This is a genomic window from Streptomyces sp. NPDC059874 (assembly GCF_042731135.1).
Classification (GTDB): domain Bacteria; phylum Actinomycetota; class Actinomycetes; order Streptomycetales; family Streptomycetaceae; genus Streptomyces.
Genome location: NZ_JBHWJY010000045.1, coordinates 1 through 18,422 on the forward strand (window position 1 = coordinate 1; position 18,422 = coordinate 18,422).

Annotated in this window: 19 protein-coding genes; 2 read left to right on the forward strand and 17 right to left on the reverse strand. The window is 71.2% G+C overall.

What is annotated here, in order from left to right; genetic code table 11:
• Positions 1-119 precede the first annotated feature (119 nt).
• From nusB to ACFV9H_RS24425, 15 genes are all read right to left on the reverse strand, one after another.
• Positions 120-551 carry a transcription antitermination factor NusB gene (nusB, locus tag ACFV9H_RS24355; protein WP_030157452.1) on the reverse strand — a complete coding sequence of 144 codons (432 nt, stop codon included), beginning with the start codon at positions 549-551 and terminating at the stop codon, positions 120-122.
• A gap of 2 nt (positions 552-553) precedes the next feature.
• Complete coding sequence (gene efp / locus ACFV9H_RS24360) at positions 554-1,120, reverse strand: elongation factor P (protein ID WP_214940375.1); 567 nt, start codon at positions 1,118-1,120, stop codon at positions 554-556.
• A 60-nt stretch (positions 1,121-1,180) separates the two neighbouring features.
• Entirely contained in the window at positions 1,181-2,287 is a 1,107-nt protein-coding gene (locus ACFV9H_RS24365; protein WP_385401754.1) for an aminopeptidase P family protein, read from the reverse strand.
• Positions 2,288-2,485: 198 nt separating this feature from the next.
• Entirely contained in the window at positions 2,486-3,355 is an 870-nt protein-coding gene (locus ACFV9H_RS24370; RefSeq protein ID WP_385401756.1) for an AAA family ATPase, read from the reverse strand.
• Positions 3,356-3,410: 55 nt separating this feature from the next.
• The gene (gene aroQ / locus ACFV9H_RS24375) at positions 3,411-3,851 is read right to left on the reverse strand and encodes a type II 3-dehydroquinate dehydratase (RefSeq protein ID WP_385401759.1); all 441 of its coding nucleotides are present in this window, start codon (positions 3,849-3,851) and stop codon (positions 3,411-3,413) included.
• Complete coding sequence (aroB, locus tag ACFV9H_RS24380) at positions 3,848-4,939, reverse strand: 3-dehydroquinate synthase (protein WP_385401761.1); 1,092 nt, start codon at positions 4,937-4,939, stop codon at positions 3,848-3,850. The genes aroQ and aroB overlap by 4 nt, the downstream gene beginning before the upstream one ends.
• Positions 4,936-5,418 (reverse strand): shikimate kinase, encoded by a 483-nt coding sequence (locus tag ACFV9H_RS24385; RefSeq protein WP_385401898.1) that lies wholly within the window; start codon positions 5,416-5,418, stop codon positions 4,936-4,938. Before ACFV9H_RS24385 ends, aroB begins: the two co-directional genes overlap by 4 nt.
• Before the next feature lie 50 nt (positions 5,419-5,468).
• The gene (gene aroC, locus ACFV9H_RS24390; RefSeq protein ID WP_385401764.1) at positions 5,469-6,653 is read right to left on the reverse strand and encodes a chorismate synthase; all 1,185 of its coding nucleotides are present in this window, start codon (positions 6,651-6,653) and stop codon (positions 5,469-5,471) included.
• A gap of 132 nt (positions 6,654-6,785) precedes the next feature.
• Positions 6,786-6,977, reverse strand: coding sequence for a hypothetical protein (locus ACFV9H_RS24395; RefSeq protein WP_385401767.1), 192 nt, complete (start codon positions 6,975-6,977; stop codon positions 6,786-6,788).
• A 32-nt stretch (positions 6,978-7,009) separates the two neighbouring features.
• On the reverse strand, positions 7,010-7,834 hold the full coding sequence (locus ACFV9H_RS24400; protein ID WP_385401769.1) for a shikimate dehydrogenase: 825 nt from the start codon (positions 7,832-7,834) through the stop codon (positions 7,010-7,012).
• A gap of 6 nt (positions 7,835-7,840) precedes the next feature.
• Entirely contained in the window at positions 7,841-9,589 is a 1,749-nt protein-coding gene (mltG, locus tag ACFV9H_RS24405; RefSeq protein ID WP_385401772.1) for an endolytic transglycosylase MltG, read from the reverse strand.
• 78 nt (positions 9,590-9,667) lie between these two features.
• Positions 9,668-10,138, reverse strand: a complete 471-nt coding sequence (gene ruvX / locus ACFV9H_RS24410; RefSeq protein WP_150256582.1) for a Holliday junction resolvase RuvX — start codon at positions 10,136-10,138, stop codon at positions 9,668-9,670.
• 2 nt (positions 10,139-10,140) lie between these two features.
• On the reverse strand, positions 10,141-12,810 hold the full coding sequence (gene alaS / locus ACFV9H_RS24415) for an alanine--tRNA ligase (RefSeq protein WP_385401774.1): 2,670 nt from the start codon (positions 12,808-12,810) through the stop codon (positions 10,141-10,143).
• Positions 12,810-13,163 (reverse strand): DUF6167 family protein, encoded by a 354-nt coding sequence (locus ACFV9H_RS24420; protein WP_385401777.1) that lies wholly within the window; start codon positions 13,161-13,163, stop codon positions 12,810-12,812. Before ACFV9H_RS24420 ends, alaS begins: the two co-directional genes overlap by 1 nt.
• Positions 13,164-13,171: 8 nt before the next feature.
• Positions 13,172-13,603: a DUF948 domain-containing protein gene (locus tag ACFV9H_RS24425; RefSeq protein WP_385401780.1), complete on the reverse strand. Its 432-nt coding sequence runs from the start codon at positions 13,601-13,603 to the stop codon at positions 13,172-13,174.
• A gap of 148 nt (positions 13,604-13,751) precedes the next feature.
• Here ACFV9H_RS24425 and ACFV9H_RS24430 point away from each other — a divergent pair, with 148 nt between their 5' ends.
• Positions 13,752-15,971, forward strand: a complete 2,220-nt coding sequence (locus ACFV9H_RS24430) for an ATP-binding protein (protein ID WP_385401782.1) — start codon at positions 13,752-13,754, stop codon at positions 15,969-15,971.
• On the opposite strand, the gene rpsD is transcribed toward ACFV9H_RS24430, so the two are convergent.
• Entirely contained in the window at positions 15,928-16,539 is a 612-nt protein-coding gene (gene rpsD, locus ACFV9H_RS24435) for a 30S ribosomal protein S4 (protein WP_150520470.1), read from the reverse strand. The genes ACFV9H_RS24430 and rpsD overlap by 44 nt on opposite strands.
• Before the next feature lie 286 nt (positions 16,540-16,825).
• Here rpsD and ACFV9H_RS24440 point away from each other — a divergent pair, with 286 nt between their 5' ends.
• Entirely contained in the window at positions 16,826-17,518 is a 693-nt protein-coding gene (locus ACFV9H_RS24440) for a DUF2470 domain-containing protein (RefSeq protein WP_385401784.1), read from the forward strand.
• Here ACFV9H_RS24440 and ACFV9H_RS24445 read toward each other — a convergent pair.
• Positions 17,512-18,213, reverse strand: coding sequence for an HNH endonuclease family protein (locus tag ACFV9H_RS24445; RefSeq protein ID WP_385401787.1), 702 nt, complete (start codon positions 18,211-18,213; stop codon positions 17,512-17,514). The two genes, ACFV9H_RS24440 and ACFV9H_RS24445, sit on opposite strands and share 7 nt — an antisense overlap.
• Between the last annotated feature and the right edge of the window lie 209 nt (positions 18,214-18,422).

Sequence of the window (18,422 nt, forward strand, 5' to 3'; positions counted from 1 at the left end):
GGGGGCGGCGCGTCGGTTTTTTTTTTAAACCCCCCCCCCCCCCCCTGGCCAAACCCCCACCGGGGGGGGGCCCCCCCCCACCGGGGGGCCCCCCTCCGCTTCGACGAACCCGCCGGAGGCTACTCGCCTCGGCGCAGGCTCGGCTTCAGGTCCTTGAACCGGGCCAGCAGCCCGTTCACGAACGAGGGTGACTCGTCCGTCGAGAATTCCTTGGCCAGCTGGACGGCCTCGTCGATGGCCACGGCGTCCGGGGTGTCGTCCACCCAGATCAGCTCGTAGGCACCGAGCCGCAGGATGTTCCGGTCCGCGACCGGCATCCGGTCGAGTTCCCAGTCCACGGCGTAGGTGACGATCAGGTCGTCGATGCGGTTCACCTTGTCGGCGTAACCCTCGACGAGATCCATCGTGAAGGCGCTGACCGGCGGCTGCCGGTCGTCCGACCGGGCGTGGCGGATCCAGTCCGCGAGGACCTCGCGCACGGGCACCCCGCGCTGGTCGGCCTCGAACAGGATCTGGAAAGCGCGCTTGCGCGCGTTGCTCCGGGCAGCCACGGTTAGCTGTTCACCCGGCCGAGGTAGGCGCTGGTGCGGGTGTCGACCTTGATCTTCTCGCCGGTGGTGACGAAGAGCGGGACCTGGATCTCGTGACCGGTCTCCAGCGTCGCCGGCTTGGTGCCACCGGTGGAGCGGTCACCCTGGACGCCCGGGTCGGTGTGCTCGATGACGAGCTCGACGGCGGCCGGGAGCTCGACGTAGAGCACCTCGCCCTCGTGCTGCGCCACGGAGGCGGTGAAGCCCTCGATCAGGAAGTTGGCGGCGTCGCCGACAGCCTTCTTGTCGACCATCAGCTGGTCGTAGGTGCTCATGTCCATGAAGACGAAGTACTCGCCGTCCATGTACGAGAACTGCATGTCACGGCGGTCGATGGTGGCCGTCTCGACCTTCGTGCCGGCGTTGAACGTCTTGTCGACGACCTTGCCGGAGAGCACGTGCTTGAGCTTGGTGCGCACGAAGGCCGGGCCCTTGCCGGGCTTGACGTGCTGGAACTCGACGACGGACCAGAGCTGGTCACCGTCGAGCTTGAGCACCATGCCGTTCTTGAGGTCGTTCGTGGAAGCCACGGTTGCGGAATCTCCTGCACTGGAAGACCACGGATGCGCGCACGGGCCCGACGGTGCGGGCTAGAGCGCGAGCAGCTCCTTGGTCGTAATGGTGAGTAGCTCGGGACCGCCGTCCGCCTCGGGGCGTACGACGAGCGTGTCATCGATCCGGACACCTCCCCGGCCCGGGAGGTGAACCCCCGGTTCGACGGTGACCGGCACGCAAGCGTCCAGTTTACCCATTGCCGTAGGTGCAAGCTGCGGGTCCTCGTCGATTTCGAGGCCGACGCCGTGTCCGGTCCACGGAGCGAGGGCTTCCCCATGGCCCGCGGAGTCCAGTACGGAGCGCGCCGCGTGGTCCACGTCCCGGTACGCGGCCCCGGGCAGCAGGGCTTCACGCCCGGCCCGCTGGGCGCTGAAAACGAGGTCGTACAGCTCGATCTGCCAGTCGGCGGGGGTGGTGCCGATCACGAAGGTCCGGCCGATCTCGCACCGGTAGCCGCGGTAGTTGGCGCCGAGGCAGACGGAGAGGAAGTCGCCCTCCTCGACCCTGCGGTCGGAGGGCCGGTGCCGGGAGCGGCCCGAGTGCGGCCCGGTGCCCACGGAGGTCGGGAAGGCCGGTCCGTCGGCGCCGTGGTCGACGAGGCGCCGCTCCAGCTCCAGGGCGAGGTGGCGTTCGGTGCGGCCGACCAGGATGGATTCGAGCAGCTCGCCGAGGGCCTGGTCGGCGATCTCGGCGGCGATCCGCAGGCAGGCGATCTCCTCCTCGTCCTTGACGAGGCGCTGCTGCTCCACGGCGGTCCCGAGGTCGGCGAGGCGCAGTTTGGGCGCCACGGAGCGCAGGGCGCGGTGGCGTCCGACGGTGAGGTGGTGTTCCTCCACGGCGAGCGAGTCCGCGCGGACGGCCGCGGCCATGTCGGCGGCCGCGACGGCGGGGTCCCCGCCGGGGCCCGTCAGGACGGAGAGCCTGAGCCGCTCGTCGAGCCGGCCCTCGTCGGCCTCGCCGGTGGGCGGGGCCGCGCAGAACAACACGTCCTCCGAGGGCCCGACGAGCAGGACGGCGCCCTGTGGGGACCCTCCGGAGAGGTAGCGGACGTTCGCCGGACGCGTGATCAGCGCGGCGGCGTTCCCCGCGGCGGCGCAGCGGTCGCGAAGCGTGCCGCGGCGGGCGGCGTACACGTCTGACATGTCTTCGAGCCTACGAGTGCCTCGCGCGTACGGCCTGGTGAGCGCGTCCGGACGTGCGGGCCCACCCCGCTCCCGGGGCTCCGCCCCGGACCCCGCGCCTCAAACGCCGGCGAGGCTGAAATTGCCCTGCGGGCAACTCAGCCCGCGCCGGCCGAAATCCAGCGCCCCCGACAACGGCGCCGCACCCGCGGACAACGGCTACGCCAGCGCCCGCGCCAACGCCTCGTCCAGCGCACGCGCGGTGCCCTCGACGTTCAGGTGCGAGTTGTCGATGATCGGCAGGCCGGAGCCGTACCAGCCCGCCATCCGCCCGTGGATCCGGGCGACCTCCTCGTCGGAGAGCCGCCGGTTGCCGGAGCGGGCCGCGTTGCGTTCCAGGACGATCTCCAGGCCGGGCAGCAGCACCACCGGCAGCAGTGCCGGGCCGACGTGCCGCTTCCAGCCGCCGAGGCCGACCACGGGCCGGTCGGGGAAGACGGCGTCGTCGAGGATGCAGGAGATCCCGTTGGCCAGGTAGTTGCGGGCGGCGAAGCCGCAGGTGCGGCGTGCGAGGCGGTACTGGGCCTCGGAGTGCTCGTTCCAGCCCGCCTGCGGGTCCGCGAAGCCCGAGCACACCCACTCGCGGACGTCGTCCAGGCTGACGTGGGCGGTCGGCACGGGCCGGGTGCTCGCCCAGTGCCGGGCGACGGTGGTCTTGCCCGCCCCGGCCGGGCCGATCAGCAGCACGGCCAGGACGGCCCCGCCGGTGCCCGCCACGGCGGGCGGCAGCGGGATGTGCCCGGTCGCCTCGGGCACCGGATGCACCGCGTGCGCCGGATGCAGCGGATGCCCGGGCGGGCCCGACTGCGGCAGGGGCGGGTGCGGACCCGGCTGCGGACCCGGCTGGGCCGGGGGCGACCCCGGCCAGCCGTGCCCCGGAGGGACGGGCGGCTGCGGGGGCGCAGCCGGATGGTGCGCCGGAGATATCGGCGGCTGCGGGGGCGTCGCCGGATGGTGCCCCGGCTGGCCGCCCCAGCCCGCGCCGCCCCCCATTGCCTGGTGCATCCGCTGCCACTCCGTCTCGTCCATCGACTGATGCGAGAACGTTATATGACCCGCAGGGCCGCGCCGCCCACCAGCACCGTCAGAGCGAGACTTCGTCCGCCAGGGCCCGGAGCGCCAGCCGGTACGACCCGATGCCGAAGCCCGCCACCGTACCCGTGGCCACGGCCGCGATGACCGAGGTGTGCCGGAACTCCTCACGGGCGTACGGGTTCGAGATGTGCACCTCGATCAGCGGTGCGGTCCGCTGCGCGGCCGCGTCCCGCATGGCGTACGAGTAGTGCGTGAAGGCACCCGGATTGATCACGACCGGGATCTTGCCGTCCGCCGCCTCGTGGAGCCACCGTACGATCTGGCCCTCGTCGTTGGTCTCGCGGACCTCGACGTCGAAGCCGAGCTCCTCGCCCAACGACCGGCAGCTCTCCACCAGCCCTTGGTACGAGGTTGCACCGTACACGTCGGGCTCGCGCGAGCCGAGCCGGCCGAGGTTCGGCCCGTTCAGGACGAACACCCGGCGGCTCACGCAGACACCTCGCCGTAGGCCGCGATCAGGTGCGCCGGGTCGGGGCCCTCCAGGACGGTCGGCTTGCCCAGCCCGTCGAGGACGATGAAGCGCAGCAGGTTGCCGCGGGACTTCTTGTCGACCTGCATGGTCTGGAGCAGCTTGGGCCACTGGTCGCCGCGGTAGGTCAGCGGCAGGCCGACCGAGGCGAGGACCGCCTTGTGCCGGTCGGCCGTCGCGTCGTCGAGGCGGCCCGCGAGCCGACCCAGTTCGGCCGCGAAGACCATGCCGACGGACACGGCCGCGCCGTGCCGCCACTTGTAGCGCTCGTTCTTCTCGATGGCGTGCGCGAGCGTGTGGCCGTAGTTGAGGATCTCGCGCAGCCCCGACTCCTTGAGGTCGCTGGAGACCACGTCTGCCTTGACCTGGATCGAGCGCACGATGAGCTCGGCGGTGTGCGGGCCGGCCGGCGTACGGGCCGCCTGCGGGTCCTCCTCGATCAGTTCGAGGATCTTGGGGTCGGAGATGAATCCGGCCTTGATGATCTCGGCGAGGCCGCTGACGTAGTCGTTGACCGGCAGCGAGTCCAGCGCCGCCAGGTCGCACAGCACACCGGCCGGCGGGTGGAAGGAGCCCACCAGGTTCTTGCCCTCGGCGGTGTTGATGCCGGTCTTGCCGCCGACGGCCGCGTCGACCATCGCGAGGACCGTGGTCGGTACGGCGATCCAGCGCACCCCGCGCAGCCAGGTGGCCGCGACGAAGCCCGCGAGGTCGGTGGTGGCTCCCCCGCCGACGCCGACGATGACGTCGGTGCGGGTGAACCCGGACTGGCCGAGCGCCTTCCAGCAGTACGCGGCCACCTCGGCGGTCTTGGCCTCCTCGGCGTTCGGCACCTGGATGGCGACCGCCTCGTAGCCCTGCTCGGCGAGGTCGTCGCGCAGTGCCTCACCGGTCGAGGCCAGCGCCTCGGGGTGGATCACGGCGACCCGCTGGGCCTTCGTACCGATCAGGGTGCCGAGCTCGCCGAGCAGCTGGTGCCCGACCAGCACCTCGTACGCGTCGTGGCCGGCGCTCGCGCCGACCTGGATCCGCGTCACCTGGTCCGTCATACGTCCTTCAACTCCAGAGCGTCGAGGACCGCCTGGGCGACCTCTTCGGGGGTGCGGTCGTCGGTGGCCACCACGACGCGCGCGACTTCGGTGTACAGGGGGCGCCGGGCGTCCATCAGCTCGCGCCACTGGCGGCGCGGGTTGACGGCGAGCAGCGGGCGCGCGGCACCGAGGCCCACGCGCCGTACGGCTTCCTCGACGTCCATCGACAGGTAGACCACGGGCAGGCCGGCCAGCAGCCCGCGGGTGCCCTCGTCGAGGATCGCCCCGCCGCCGAGGGCGAGGACTCCGGTGTGCTCGGCGACGGCGGCGGCGACCGCCTGCCGCTCCAGCTCACGGAAGTACGGCTCGCCCTCGTCGACGAAGATGTCGGAGATCTCGCGGCCCTGCGCGGCGACGATGTCCGCGTCGGTGTCCCGGTAGGGGACGCCGAGCCGGTCGGCGAGCAGGCCGCCGACCGTGGACTTGCCGGAACCCATCGGGCCGACGAGGACGACGACGGGGCCGGCGGGTCCGTTCGGTCCGCCCGTCACCGGATCTGCAGGTTGTCGAGGTACGACTGGACGTTGCGGCGGGTCTCGGGGACCGAGTCGCCACCGAACTTCTCGACGACCGCGTCGGCCAGCACCAGGGCGACCATCGCCTCGGCGACGATGCCGGCGGCCGGGACGGCACACACGTCGGAGCGCTGGTGGTGGGCCACCGTCGCCTCACCGGTGGCCACGTCCACGGTGGCGAGCGCGCGCGGCACGGTCGCGATGGGCTTCATCGCGGCACGTACGCGCAGCAGCTCGCCGGTGGTCAGACCGCCCTCGGTGCCGCCGGAGCGGCCGGAGGTGCGCTTGAGGCCCTCGGGGGTGGAGACGATCTCGTCGTGCGCCTTCGAGCCGGGCACGCGCGCGAGCTCGAAGCCGTCGCCGACCTCGACCCCCTTGATGGCCTGGATGCCCATGAGGGCGGCGGCGAGGCGGGCGTCGAGGCGACGGTCCCAGTGGACGTGCGAGCCGAGTCCGACCGGGACCCCGTACGCCAGCACCTCGACCACGCCACCGAGGGTGTCGCCGTCCTTGTGGGCCTGGTCGATCTCGGCGACCATCGCCTTGCTCGCGTCGGCGTCGAGGCAGCGCACCGGGTCGGCGTCGAGCTTCTCCACGTCCGCGGGGGTCGGGTAGACCCCGTACGGGGCCTTGGCCGCGGCCAGTTCGACCACGTGTGAGACGATCTCGATGCCCGCGACCTCCTTGATGAAGGAGCGGGCGATCGCGCCGAGGGCGACACGGGCGGCGGTCTCACGGGCGCTGGCGCGCTCCAGGATCGGCCGGGCCTCGTCGAAGCCGTACTTCTGCATGCCCGCGAGGTCGGCGTGACCGGGCCGCGGACGGGTCAGCGGCGCGTTGCGGCCGGTGTCCTTGAGCAGCGAGGGGTCGACCGGGTCGGCCGACATGACGGTCTCCCACTTGGGCCACTCGCTGTTGCCCACCATGACCGCGACGGGGGAACCCAGCGACAGCCCGTGCCGGACGCCGCCGATGAAGGTGATCTCGTCCTGCTCGAACTTCATGCGGGCGCCGCGCCCGTAACCGAGCCGGCGCCGGGCCAGGTGGTCGGCCACCAGCTCGGTGGTGACCGGGACGCCGGCGGGAAGGCCCTCCAGCGTCGCAACCAGTGCCGGTCCGTGAGACTCTCCGGCGGTCAGCCAACGCAACCTGCTCAACGATGCTCCTCATGCTCGCGCCTGCTAAAGCGACGGCGCGAACGGGTGCGCGGCCCGGACCCGCCGTACCCGATCCTCCCATGTCCGAGGGGGTATGGCGGGCCCCGGTCCAGCAATCGGACGCCTTGTCCGTCAGGTGGCCCGTGCGCCGCGCCCGCGGAGCCAGGTGATCGCCGTCCACACGGCGACGGAACCGACGATTCCGAAGACGATCACCTTGACCCAGTCGGGCAGGTTGAAGAACGCGACCCTGAGCATGCCGCCGACCACGAAGGGAAGGTCCCACTTCGCCGCGAGCACGTGCTCGGCACCCGTCTGTTCCATGCCGCCCCCATGATCGAATACCCGGGGGAAGCCTAACGGGCGGCCAACGCCCGCTCTCCCGCGGCCCGCATGGCGGCGAGCGGGCCGGGGGTGCGGCCCGTCATCTGCTCGACCTGGAGCACGGCCTGGTGGACCAGCAGGTCCAGCCCGCCGACGACCTTGCCGCCGCGGCGGTCCCAGGCCGCCGCGAGGGCGGTCGGCCAGGGGTCGTACAGGACGTCGAAGAGGGTGCCCGCCCCGTTCGGCACGGAGGCGGCCAGGGCATCCGTCGTACCGGCCGGTGTGGTCGCGATCACCAGTGGCGCCGACAGCGCCTCGGCGGCCTCGGACCAATCGGCCGTGCGGACGGCGACGCCGAGCCGCTCGCCCCACCCGAGCATCTCGTCGGCCCGGGCGCGCGAGCGGACGTAGGCGGTGACCTCGCCGGTGCAGATCCGCGAGAGGGCTGCGAGCGCCGAGGACGCGGTGGCGCCGGCGCCGAGGACGGCGGCGGACGGCACCTTCTCGATGCCGCGCTCGTGGAGCGCGGCGACGATGCCGGGGATGTCGGTGTTGTCTCCGAGGCGGCGGCCGTCCGCGGTGAGGACGACCGTGTTGACCGCCTCGACGGAGGCGGCCGTGTCGCTGATCCCGTCCAGCAGCGGGATGATCGCCCGCTTCAGCGGCATGGTCAGCGACAGTCCGGCCCACTCGGGGCCGAGTCCGGCGACGAACCCGGGGAGCGCGGCCTCGTCGATCTCGAATCGGTCGTACGACCAGTCGTCGAGGCCGAGCTCCTGGTAGGCGGCGCGGTGCAGCACCGGTGAGAGGGAGTGCTCAATGGGCGAACCCAACACCGCGGCCCTTATGCGTGACATGTCCTGCTATCCGCCGTTCTTCTGCTTCTGCCGTTCCTGGAACTCGGCGACGAGCTTGAGGTGCTCGTCGTAGGTCTTGGTGAAGGTCGTCGTGTTGCCGTCGACCGACACGAAGAACATCCAGCCACCATGATCCGGGTTGAGCGTAGCGGTCAGGGCGTCCATGCCCGGGTTCCCGATCGGGCCGACGGGCAGTCCCTTGATGAAGTGCGTGTTGTAGGGGTTGTTGAACGCCTGGGCTTCCTTGAGGTTGAAGTTGATCTCGCTCTGGTTCTTGGCGTAGTTGTACGTCGAGTCGAACTCGATCTTCTGGTTCGTGACGTCGTTCGTCTTCTTCATGCGGTTGTAGACGACCTCGGACATCTTCCGGAAGTCTTCGTGGTTCTTGCCCTCGGCGTTGACGAGGCTGGCGACCGTGACCACCTGGAGCGGGTTCTCCAGACCCAGTTCCTTGGCCTTGCCCTCGATGCCCAGCTCCGAGTACTTGGCGGTCGCGGTCGCGACCATCTGCTTGAGCAGCGACTCGGGGGTGCTGTCCTTGCTCAGGTCGTAGCGCATCGGGTACAGGAAGCCCTCGAGCGGGTCCATGAGCTTCGGGTTGTTGCCGGCCCAGGCCGGCAGTCCGAGGTTCTTGGCGTCGCGCAGGGCGATGTCCTTGGTGGTGCCCGCCGGCTTGCCCAGCTTCTTGTCGATCGCCTCGTACACCTTGGTGTTGCGCATGCCCTCGGTGACGGTGATGACGTTCAGCTTGCTGGGGTCGATCATCAGCGCGACGGCGGCCGCACCCGACATCTTCTTCTGCATCGGGTAGAGGCCCGGCTGGATGGACTTGCCCTTGGGATTGGCGGTCGCCGCGTCGACGAAGGCCTGAGCGCTGGCGACCACGCCGGCTTCCTTGAGGATGCGGCCCATCTGGCCCAGGCCCGCGCCCTTGGGGATCTCCACATCGACGATCTCGCTCGTGCCCTCGCCCGTGAAGTCCTCGGTCGCGCCGAACCTCACCTTGAGGTACGAGTAGCCGTAGTAGCCGCCACCGCCGAGCACGCCCACGATGACCAGGGAGGAGATCAGGCAGGCGACGCCGCTGCGCTTCTTGGGCTTGCCGCCCTTGGAGCGGCCGCCGCGGCGGCCGGGCTCGTCGCCGTCCCCGTCCTCGCCGTCACCTCCGCCGGCGAAGAAGGAGTCGGGCTCCTCGTCCTGCTGCTCGGGGAGTTGCCGCTCCAGGTGGCGCCGGCCCGGGGGCTGCGGCGGCGGGTAGGCCTCGTCCGTGGTGTACAGGTCGGGGCTCTCGCCCGGGTAGCCGTCCGCGGACTGCGGGGCGTACGGGTCCACGCCGGCGTACGGGTCGGCCGGGGCGGTGGCCACGTACTGGTGCTGACCGGTGTCCCAGCCCTGGGCGTCGTACACGGGCTGCTGGGGCTGGGGCTGGACCTGCTGCGGGTGCTGCATCTGCTGCGGGTGCTGCATCTGCTGCGCGTACTGCGGGTCGTAGCCCTCTTGCTGCTGCCCGGGGTACTGCGGGGTCTGCGGGTACTGCTGGGTTTGCGCGTACTGCTGGTGCTGTGGGTACTGCTGGTGCTGGCCCTGCTCCGGGTACGGCTGCTGGTACTGCGGGTCCTGCGCGTACTGCTGCTGCGCGTCGCCGTAGGGCACCTGTCCCTGCTGGGTCTGGTGCCCGGTCCACCCCTGGTCCCCGTACAGGGGATCCTCGGGATGCCACGGTTCGGAGCCGTGGCCCCGGCCATACTCAGTCATCGGTCCCCTAGAGCCGCGAGACGAAGGCGACGGCTGTTCGAACGCCGTCTCATCGCGCGGAACGTTACCGTACCGCGATCAGACAACCACTTCGACGCACTCACCAGGCGGATTACCTGATACCCGTTCGGTCTCAAGAGCGTTCTGAAGGATCACCACAGCGGCTGCCTGGTCGATGACCGACCGGCCCTTCTTCGCGTTCTTCCCCGAGGCCCGCAGCCCCTGGGCGGCGGTGACCGTGGTCATCCGTTCGTCCACCAGACGGACCGTCACGGGCTTGATGCCCTTCGCGAGTTCGTTCGCGAAGGCCCGCACCTTGGCCGCGGCCGGCCCCTCCCGCCCGCTGAGCGAGCGGGGGAGGCCGACCACGACTTCGAGGGGCTCGTACTCCTCGACGAGCTGCCGCAGCCGCCGGTGGGCGAAGGGGATGTCCCGGCCCGGGACGGTTTCCACCGGCGTGGCGAGCACCCCGTCGGGGTCGCACGAGGCGACCCCGATCCGGGCGTCCCCGACGTCGATGGCGAGCCGGCGGCCGCGGCGCAGAGTCATCGTCAGGCCGTCTCTACGACGAGGCGCTCGACCGCGGCGATGGCCTCGGGCACGGCGGCCGGGTTCTGGCCACCGCCCTGGGCCACGTCCGGCTTGCCGCCACCGCCGCCACCGAGGGTCTTGGCGGCCGTACGCACCAGGTCACCGGCCTTGAGACCGCGCTCGCGGGCGGCCTCGTTGGTGGCGATCACGGTCAGCGGGCGGTCGTTCGCCGTGGTGAACAGCGCGACGACGGCCGGGCGGTCGCCCGGGATGCGGCCGCGGACGTCGAGGACCAGCTTGCGCAGGTCGTCGGCGCCGGTACCGTCCGGCACCGTGCCCACGACGAGGGCGACGCCCTTGATGTCCTGGGCGTTCTGGGCAAGACCGGCGGCGGCCTGGAGGACCTTCTCCGCGCGGAACTTCTCGATCTCCTTCTCGGCGTCCTTCAGCTTGCCGAGCATGGCGGCGATCTTCTCCGGCAGCTCCTCCGGACGGCCCTTGACCAGCTCCTGGAGCTGGGCGACGACCGTGTGCTCCTTGGCGAGGAAGTTGTACGCGTCCACGCCGACGAGGGCCTCGACGCGGCGCACGCCGGAGCCGATGGAGGACTCGCCGAGCAGCTTCACCAGGCCGAGCTGGGAGGTGTTGCCGACGTGCGTGCCGCCGCACAGCTCCTTGGAGAAGTCGCCGATGGTGACGACGCGGACCTGCTCGCCGTACTTCTCGCCGAATTCGGCGATGGCGCCCTGCTTCTTCGCCTCGTCGATGCTCATGATCTCGGCGGTCACGGCGAGCTCGCGGGAGAGCACGTCGTTGATCTTCTGCTCGACGTCGGTGAGGACCGAGCCGGGGACGGCGTTCGGGGAGCCGAAGTCGAAGCGGAAGCGGCCGGGCGAGTTCTCGGAGCCGGCCTGGGCGGCCGTCGGGCCGAGGGCGTCGCGCAGCGCCTGGTGGGTCAGGTGCGTGGCCGAGTGGGCGCGGGCGATGGCCAGGCGGCGCTTGCCGTCGATGGCGGCGTACGCGGAGGCGCCCACCGTCACCTCGCCGACCTGCACGGAGCCCTTATGCACGGAGACACCGGGGACCGGCTGCTGGACGTCGCGGACGTTGATGATCGCACCGGTGTCGAGCTTGATGCGGCCCTGGTCGGCGAGCTGGCCGCCGCCCTCGGCGTAGAACGGGGTGCGGTCGAGGACGACCTCGACCTCGTCGCCCTCGGAGGCGGCGGGCGCGGAGACACCGTTGACCAGCAGGCCGACGATGGTGGACTCGCCCTGGTTGGTGGCGTAGCCGGTGAACTCGGTGGCGCCGGCGGTGTCGGCGATCTCGCGGTACGACGAGACGTCGGCGTGCCCGGTCTTCTTGGCCTTGGCGTCGGCCTTGGCGCGGTCGCGCTGCTCCTGCATCAGGCGGCGGAAGCCGGCCTCGTCCACGGAGAGGCCCTGCTCGGAGGCCATCTCCAGGGTGAGGTCGATCGGGAAGCCCCAGGTGTCGTGGAGCAGGAACGCCTTGTCGCCGGAGAGGACCTTGCCGCCGGCGGCCTTGGTCTCGGTCACGGCGGTGTCGAGGATGTTCGTGCCGCCCTTGAGGGCCTTGAGGAAGGCGGCCTCTTCGGCGAGCGCGACGGTCTCGATGCGCTTGCGGTCGGTGACGAGCTCCGGGTACTGCTGGCCCATCGTGTTGATCACGACGTCCACGAGGTCCTGGACGACCGGGCCGGTGGCGCCCATCAGGCGCATGTTGCGGATGGCGCGGCGCATGATGCGGCGCAGCACGTAACCGCGGCCCTCGTTGCCGGGGGTGACGCCGTCGCCGATGAGCATGACGGAGGTGCGGATGTGGTCGGCGACCACGCGCATCGACACGTCCGTGTCCTTGGCGGCGCCGTACTGCACGCCGGTCAGCTCGGTGGCCTTGTCCATGACCACGCGCAGGGTGTCGGTCTCGTACATGTTCTGCACGCCCTGCAGGATCATCGCGAGGCGCTCGAGGCCGAGACCGGTGTCGATGTTCTTCGACGGCAGGTCACCGAGGATCGGGAAGTCTTCCTTCCCGTCGCCGGCGCCGCGCTCGTACTGCATGAAGACCAGGTTCCAGATCTCCACGTAGCGCTCGTCGTTGACGGCCGGGCCGCCCTCGACGCCGAACTCCGGGCCTCGGTCGTAGTTGATCTCGGAGCACGGGCCACAGGGACCCGGGACGCCCATGGACCAGAAGTTGTCCTTCTTGCCCAGGCGCTGGATGCGCTCGGCGGGGACGCCGATCACGTCGCGCCAGATCGTCTCGGCCTCGTCGTCGTCGAGGTAGACGGTGATCCAGAGCTTCTCCGGCTCCAGGCCGTAGCCGCCATCCGCCACGGAGCTGGTGAGCAGCTCCCAGGCGTACTTGATGGCGCCTTCCTTGAAGTAGTCGCCGAAGGAGAAGTTGCCGCACATCTGGAAGAACGTGCCGTGGCGGGTGGTCTTGCCGACCTCTTCGATGTCCGGCGTACGGACGCACTTCTGCACGCTGGTGGCGCGCGGGGCCGGGGGCTTGGTCTCGCCGAGGAAGTACGGCTTGAAGGGGACCATGCCCGCGTTGACCAGCAGCAGAGTCGGGTCGTCCGCGATGAGCGACGCCGAAGGGACAACGGCGTGACCGCGCTCCTCGAAGAAGCTCAGCCAGCGGCGGCGGATTTCAGCCGACTCCATCAGTGGTCCTCATTCCGGTTGTACGTGACCGTCGAGCGGCCCGATCGGTGGTTGGTCTTGTCGTTCTCGATGGCCCGCCGTCGCCGGGGCCCGGGCAGGGCGGTGACGTTGTCGGGCCGGTCGGGGTCGCTGTGCAGCCCCAGTGCGTCGTTCAGCTCGTCCTCGCGCTGCGTCATTCCCGCCTTGACGTCGAGGGCGAAGTCCTTGAGGCGGTGCCCCGCCTCCACTGCCTTGTCGGCGGCCTGGGCGGCGAGGCTCTCCGGCGTCAGCTTCTTCAGCTTGCGGTTGACCTTGGTGGTGGCCCACACGCCGGCGGCCGCGCCGGCGGTGAACCAGAAGGCTCGGCGGAACATCGGAGGTCTCAGCCCTTCTGCTTCCGGCGGCGTGCCGCCGGCACCGTACGGCCAACGATCACGTTACGTCGGGACGTCTTCTGCGGCGCGTCCTGCGGGGTCTTGCCCAGCGCCTTGCGGACGCCGTATCCGAAGGCCGCGACCTTGACCAGGGGCCCGCCGAAGGCGGTGGCCACGGTGGAGGACAGCGCGGACGCGTTGGAGGTGACCTCCTGGACGTCGCTCGCGATCGCGTCCACCCGGTCGAGCTGGGTGCGCGCGGAGCGGACGGTGGTGGAGGCGTCTGCCAGCAGCGGGACGGCCTGGTCGGTCACCTCGGCCACCAGCTTGGTGGTCGCCTTGAGCACCTGGGCCAGCCTCACCAGAACCACGGCGAGGAAAGAGACCAGGATGGCCCAGAAGACGGCCACGAGGATCCCGGCCACCTCTCCACCGGACACGTCACACCGCACTCTCGTCTGAACTTGAACTGCAAAAAGATTCGCCCTCCGACCCTATCGCGCCAGAGATCCCCGCCAGTACCCGAATTCCGGTACTGCCGTGATCGCTTTGTACGCAGCGCATCCGGACCAGTACGCTCCGTGTCCCATGCGACACACGAGGCGGGGCAATCTTCCCTTGGAGCTGGGCGAGTTCATCGGCCGGGCTGCCGAACTCGCGGAGCTCGGGCGGCTTCTGGAGTCGTCCCGGCTCGTGACCGTGACCGGGGTGGGCGGGGTGGGCAAGTCCCGGCTGGTTCTGGCCGCGGCCCGGGCGTCGGCCGAGCAGGACGGGGCGGCCTCGCAGGAACGCTACTGCGACGGGATCTGGCTCGCCGAGCTGGCGACCGTACGGGATCCCGCGCTGCTGGAGATCGCCCTGTCCGAGGCGCTCGGGCTCACCGACCACACCACCCGGCATCCCCGGACGGTGCTGGCCGAGCACCTGGCCGAGCGGCGGCTGCTGCTGGTCCTCGACGGCTTCGAGCAACTGGTCGACGAGACCGCGGAGCTGGTACGGGAGCTGCTGCGCCACTCCCCCGGCCTGCGCGTGCTCGCCGCCGGCCGGCGCCCGCTGGCCCTGGACGGGGAGCGCGCCTTCCCGCTGGCCCCGCTGGCCGGGGCCGAGTCGCTGGCCCTGCTCACCGCCCGCGCGACGGCCGCGGACCCCGCCTTCCGGGTGTCCGACGCGAACCGGGCCGCGCTGGCCGAACTCTGCGCCCGCCTGGACGGCATCCCGCTCGCCCTGGAGCTGGCGGCGGCCCGACTGCGCGCGCTCTCGGCCGCCCAGGTCCTGGCCCGACTGGAGGACCGGTTCGCGCTGCTGACCGGCGGCGCGCGCGGGGTGCTCCCCCGGCACCGGGCGCTGCGCACGACCATCGGCTGGAGCCACGAGCTGTGCACGGCGGCGGAGCGGCTGCTGTGGGCGCGGCTGTCGGTCTTCGCCGGGGAGTTCGACCTCGACGCGGCCGAGTACGTGTGCGCGGGCCCCGACCTGCCGGTGGAGAGCGTGCTGGACCTGGTCGGGGAGCTGCTCGCCCAGTCCCTGCTGGTGAGGGAGGAGACCCCGGCCGGGGTCCGCTACCGGATGCTGGAGACCGTACGCGTGTACGGGGCGGGCTGGCTGGAGTCGCAGGGTGACGCCGGGCGGCTGCGGCGGCGGCACCGGGACTGGTACGTGGGCCTGGCGACCTGGTGCGAGACGGACTGGTTCAGTCCCCGCCAGGAGGAGATCGCCGCGCTCGTGGACACGGAGCTGCCGAACCTGCGGCTCGCCCTGGAGTGCTGCCTGGACGAGCCGGACGAGGCGCACCTGGGCCAGTACCTGGCGGGCACCCTCTGGTTCTACTGGGCGGGCTGCGGGCGGCTGACCGAGGGCCGGCACTGGCTGGACCGGGCCCTGGAGGCGGCGGGCCGGGCGGCGACGGCGATGTCCGCGATGTCGGCGTACGAGCCCTCTCGGCTGAAGGCGCTGTGGGTGCTGGGCTACGTGGCCGCCCTCCAGGGGGACGCGGTGGCCTCGATGAGCGCCCTGTACGAGTGCCGGGACGGGGCCGCGCGCAGCGGCAACCCCCTCGCGGCGGCCTACGCGGTGCACCGGCTGGGCTGCCTGGCGCTGGTCTCGGACGACATGGAGCGGGCCGGGGAGCTGCTGGGCTCGGCGTTGCAGCGCTACCGGGACGCCGGGGAGCTGAACAGCAACGTGCTGATGTGCCAGGTGGAACTGGGCATGGTGCTGGCCTTCCGGGGGGAGCCGGCGGGCGCGCTGTCGCTGTGCGAGGAGGTCCGGGAGATCTGCGAGGAACGCGGGGAGCGCTGGACGAAGGCGTACGCCCTGTACGTGCTCGCCTACGCGGCCCTTGACGCGGGCGCCGCGCGGGAGGCGCGGCGGCTGCTGAGCGAGTGCGTGGAGATCAACCACGCCTTCCACGACCTGGTCGGGCTGGTGCTCGCACTGGAGCTGCTGGCCCTGGTCACGGTCGCGGAGGGCGATCCGGCGGAGGCCGCGGTGCTCCAGGGCGCGGCGGAGCCGCTGTGGGGCGGGGTGGGGCTCCAGCTCTTCGGCTCCGGCTACTTCAACGCGCCGCGGCTGATGTGCCGGGAACGGGCGGGCGAGCTGCTGGGCGCCGAGCGCTACGCGGCGTACGCCGCCGAGGGGCGGGAGCTGAGCCGCGAGGCACTGGTGGGGCGCGCGCTGCGCCGGGAGGAGGCGCACGAAACGGAAAACCCGCCGCCCCCCGAAGGGGACGGCGGGTTTCCACCAGCCTGTGAGGGCTACGCCGACATCAGCGGGCGTAGTACTCGACGACGAGCTGCTCGTCGCAGATGACCGGGATTTCCTTGCGGTTCGGGTCGCGGTCCAGGCGGAAGGCCAGGGCCTTCAGGTTGACCTGCAGGTAACGGGGGGTCTCGCCCTCGCCTGCGTAGCCACCCTCACGGGCAACCTGGAACGGAACCTTCTCGCGGCTGCGCTCGCGCACGGTCACGACGTCGTCCGGGCGGACACGGAACGACGGCTTGTCGACCTTGCCACCGTTGACCTCGATGTGGCCGTGAACGACCATCTGGCGGGCCTGGTAGATGGTGCGGGCGATGCCCGAACGCAGAACCAGGGCGTCGAGGCGACGCTCGAGCTCGACGACAAGCGCCTCGCCCGTCTTGCCTTCGGCCTTCTTGGCGCGGTCGTACGCGCGGGCCATCTGACGCTCAGAGATGTCGTACTGAGCGCGCAGACGCTGCTTCTCGAGCAGACGAACCTTGTAGTCCGAGTTCTGCTTGCGGCCACGGCCGTGCTCGCCCGGCGGGTAGGGGCGGGCCTCGAAGTACTTGACGGCCTTCGGGGTCAGCGCAATGCCGAGGGCACGCGACTTCTTGACCTTGGGTCGCTTCTGGTTCACGTGGAACCTACCTCCATGTAAGTTAGGTGAGGCTTACCTTAGCGAGGAGGACGTAATGTCTCGACCACATGGGATCCCCCTGCCCAGTGCGCGGCGCAGTTCGGATTCAGACGAAACAGAATCCGCTTGCGCCGACGATAAGCAAGGTCAGCCGCGTCCCAGGGAAGGCGTTCGGCAGCTCACCGGAGCCGAACGCGTACGAACCCTCGTAGAGTCCAACGCCTCAGTATCCCTCACCCTGATCGGTGCTCGTGACACGCACGGTTCCGAGGAGTTCGGGACAGGGATGCCGGCCGCACGGACCGTCACCCCGGACGGGGACGTGATTCTCCTTGTTTCCGGGGAATCCGCGGCTGCCAGGGCAGCCGCTCACGCCCAGGACGACGACCTCACCGCCGTGATCGAGATCACGGATGTGGCGCCGGTGTCCGTGCCACATCGTATCCGAGGTCGCGCCTGGCTGGCCGGGTGGCTGACGCCGGTGCGCGGAGACGACCGCGCGGCCTGCGCCGCGCTGCTGGCCGAGCGGCATCCGGTGGGCGAACTCCTCGGCATGAGCGAGTCCCTCGACCCGCCATCTGTTCTTCTCCAGGGCGGCGGGCGGCCGGCGTGGATGCTGCTGCGGCTGGAGGTCGGCGAGATCTCGGTGGACGACCTGTGGGGCGCCGAGCGCGTGGACCCGGACGACCTGGCCGCCGCCGATCCCGACCCCCTCTGCGACCACGAGACGGAACTGCTCCAGCACCTGCACGCCGCCCACGGCGACCGGGTCGGCGGACTGTCCGGGCTGCTGGGTCCGCGCGAGGCCGAGGGCATGAAGGCGGTCCCGCTCGCCCTGGACCGGCTGGGCCTGCGCGTCCGCTTCACGGGCGGCCCCGCCGGCTCCTTCGACGCCCGCTTCGACTTCCCGGAGCCGGTGGCGGACGTCTGCGGCCTGCGCCGGGCGATGCACGCGCTCTTCGCCGCGGCCGCTCACTGAGGGCAGGCGGCCAGCAGCTCCTGCAGCGCGAGCTTCTCGGGCGGGGTCACCGACAGCCCGTACTTGGCCTTGATGCCGGTGTAGCGCCGCCCGTACTCGCACCAGTACTCCCGCCGCGGCGGCTTCCACTTGTCGGCGGTCTTGCTGCTCTTGTCGTAGTTGGTCTGCTTGTCGACGGCGAGCAGCGCGTCGAGGTCGTTGGCGTACTCCAGCCTGCGCTGCGGGGTCCATCCGTACGCGCCGCCCCGCCAGGCCGCGCCGAGCGCGACGACGTGGTCGGTCTGGATCTGCGACGCGCGCCGGTAGGTGTACGGGAGCTCCTTGCCGGTGTACGGATCGTGCAGCACCCCGGAGAGCACCACGCAGGGGTTGCGGTCCCCCTCGCGCAACTCGCGCAGGTCCCTCCGCAGCACGTCGTCGCGGGTGTCACACCCGTTGCGCCCACCGACGGCGTCGGTCTCGTCCGACCAGTACGTGCCGAAGTTCTCCCGCTTGTACGTCTCCCAGTTCTGGCCCCACTCGACCTTGAGCTTGGCCAGCTGGGCCTGGGCGGTGGCGGTGGTCGGCGGAAACCCGGCACTGGCGAGCGGCTCCTGCCCGACCAACGGCGCCGTGCCCCTCGTCGGGCCGTCGTGGTGACACCCGCCGAGCAGGAGTGCCGCCGCGGCGGCGATGAGCGGTGTCCGGCGTCCCATGCCGGGGAGCCTAGGCTCCGCCCCTCGATCGGGGCCGCCGACACGAGTGCCGCTGCGCGGAGCCTTCCCCTACCCGCCCTACCACCGTTCCCGCCTCCATCGCCGGCAAAATCCAGCCCCGCCGGCGTTTGAGGCGCGGGGTACGGGGCGGAGCCCCGGATCTTTGAGCCGCACGGGCAGGCGGCACCGGCCACATCCAGCCCCGCAGC

Excerpts from the sequence above, each read along its gene's own strand:
- ACFV9H_RS24365 (WP_385401754.1), bottom strand. The coding sequence starts at position 2,287 with ATGTCAGACGTGTACGCCGCCCGCCGCGGCACGCTTCGCGACCGCTGC.
- ACFV9H_RS24370 (WP_385401756.1), bottom strand. The coding sequence starts at position 3,355 with ATGGACGAGACGGAGTGGCAGCGGATGCACCAGGCAATGGGGGGCGGC.
- aroB (WP_385401761.1), bottom strand. The coding sequence starts at position 4,939 with ATGACGGACCAGGTGACGCGGATCCAGGTCGGCGCGAGCGCCGGCCAC.
- ACFV9H_RS24385 (WP_385401898.1), bottom strand. The coding sequence starts at position 5,418 with ATGGGTTCCGGCAAGTCCACGGTCGGCGGCCTGCTCGCCGACCGGCTC.
- ACFV9H_RS24395 (WP_385401767.1), bottom strand. The coding sequence starts at position 6,977 with ATGGAACAGACGGGTGCCGAGCACGTGCTCGCGGCGAAGTGGGACCTT.
- ACFV9H_RS24400 (WP_385401769.1), bottom strand. The coding sequence starts at position 7,834 with ATGTCACGCATAAGGGCCGCGGTGTTGGGTTCGCCCATTGAGCACTCC.
- mltG (WP_385401772.1), bottom strand. The coding sequence starts at position 9,589 with ATGACTGAGTATGGCCGGGGCCACGGCTCCGAACCGTGGCATCCCGAG.
- ruvX (WP_150256582.1), bottom strand. The coding sequence starts at position 10,138 with ATGACTCTGCGCCGCGGCCGCCGGCTCGCCATCGACGTCGGGGACGCC.
- alaS (WP_385401774.1), bottom strand. The coding sequence starts at position 12,810 with ATGGAGTCGGCTGAAATCCGCCGCCGCTGGCTGAGCTTCTTCGAGGAG.
- ACFV9H_RS24420 (WP_385401777.1), bottom strand. The coding sequence starts at position 13,163 with ATGTTCCGCCGAGCCTTCTGGTTCACCGCCGGCGCGGCCGCCGGCGTG.
- ACFV9H_RS24430 (WP_385401782.1), top strand. The coding sequence starts at position 13,752 with ATGCGACACACGAGGCGGGGCAATCTTCCCTTGGAGCTGGGCGAGTTC.
- ACFV9H_RS24440 (WP_385401784.1), top strand. The coding sequence starts at position 16,826 with ATGCCGGCCGCACGGACCGTCACCCCGGACGGGGACGTGATTCTCCTT.
- ACFV9H_RS24445 (WP_385401787.1), bottom strand. The coding sequence starts at position 18,213 with ATGGGACGCCGGACACCGCTCATCGCCGCCGCGGCGGCACTCCTGCTC.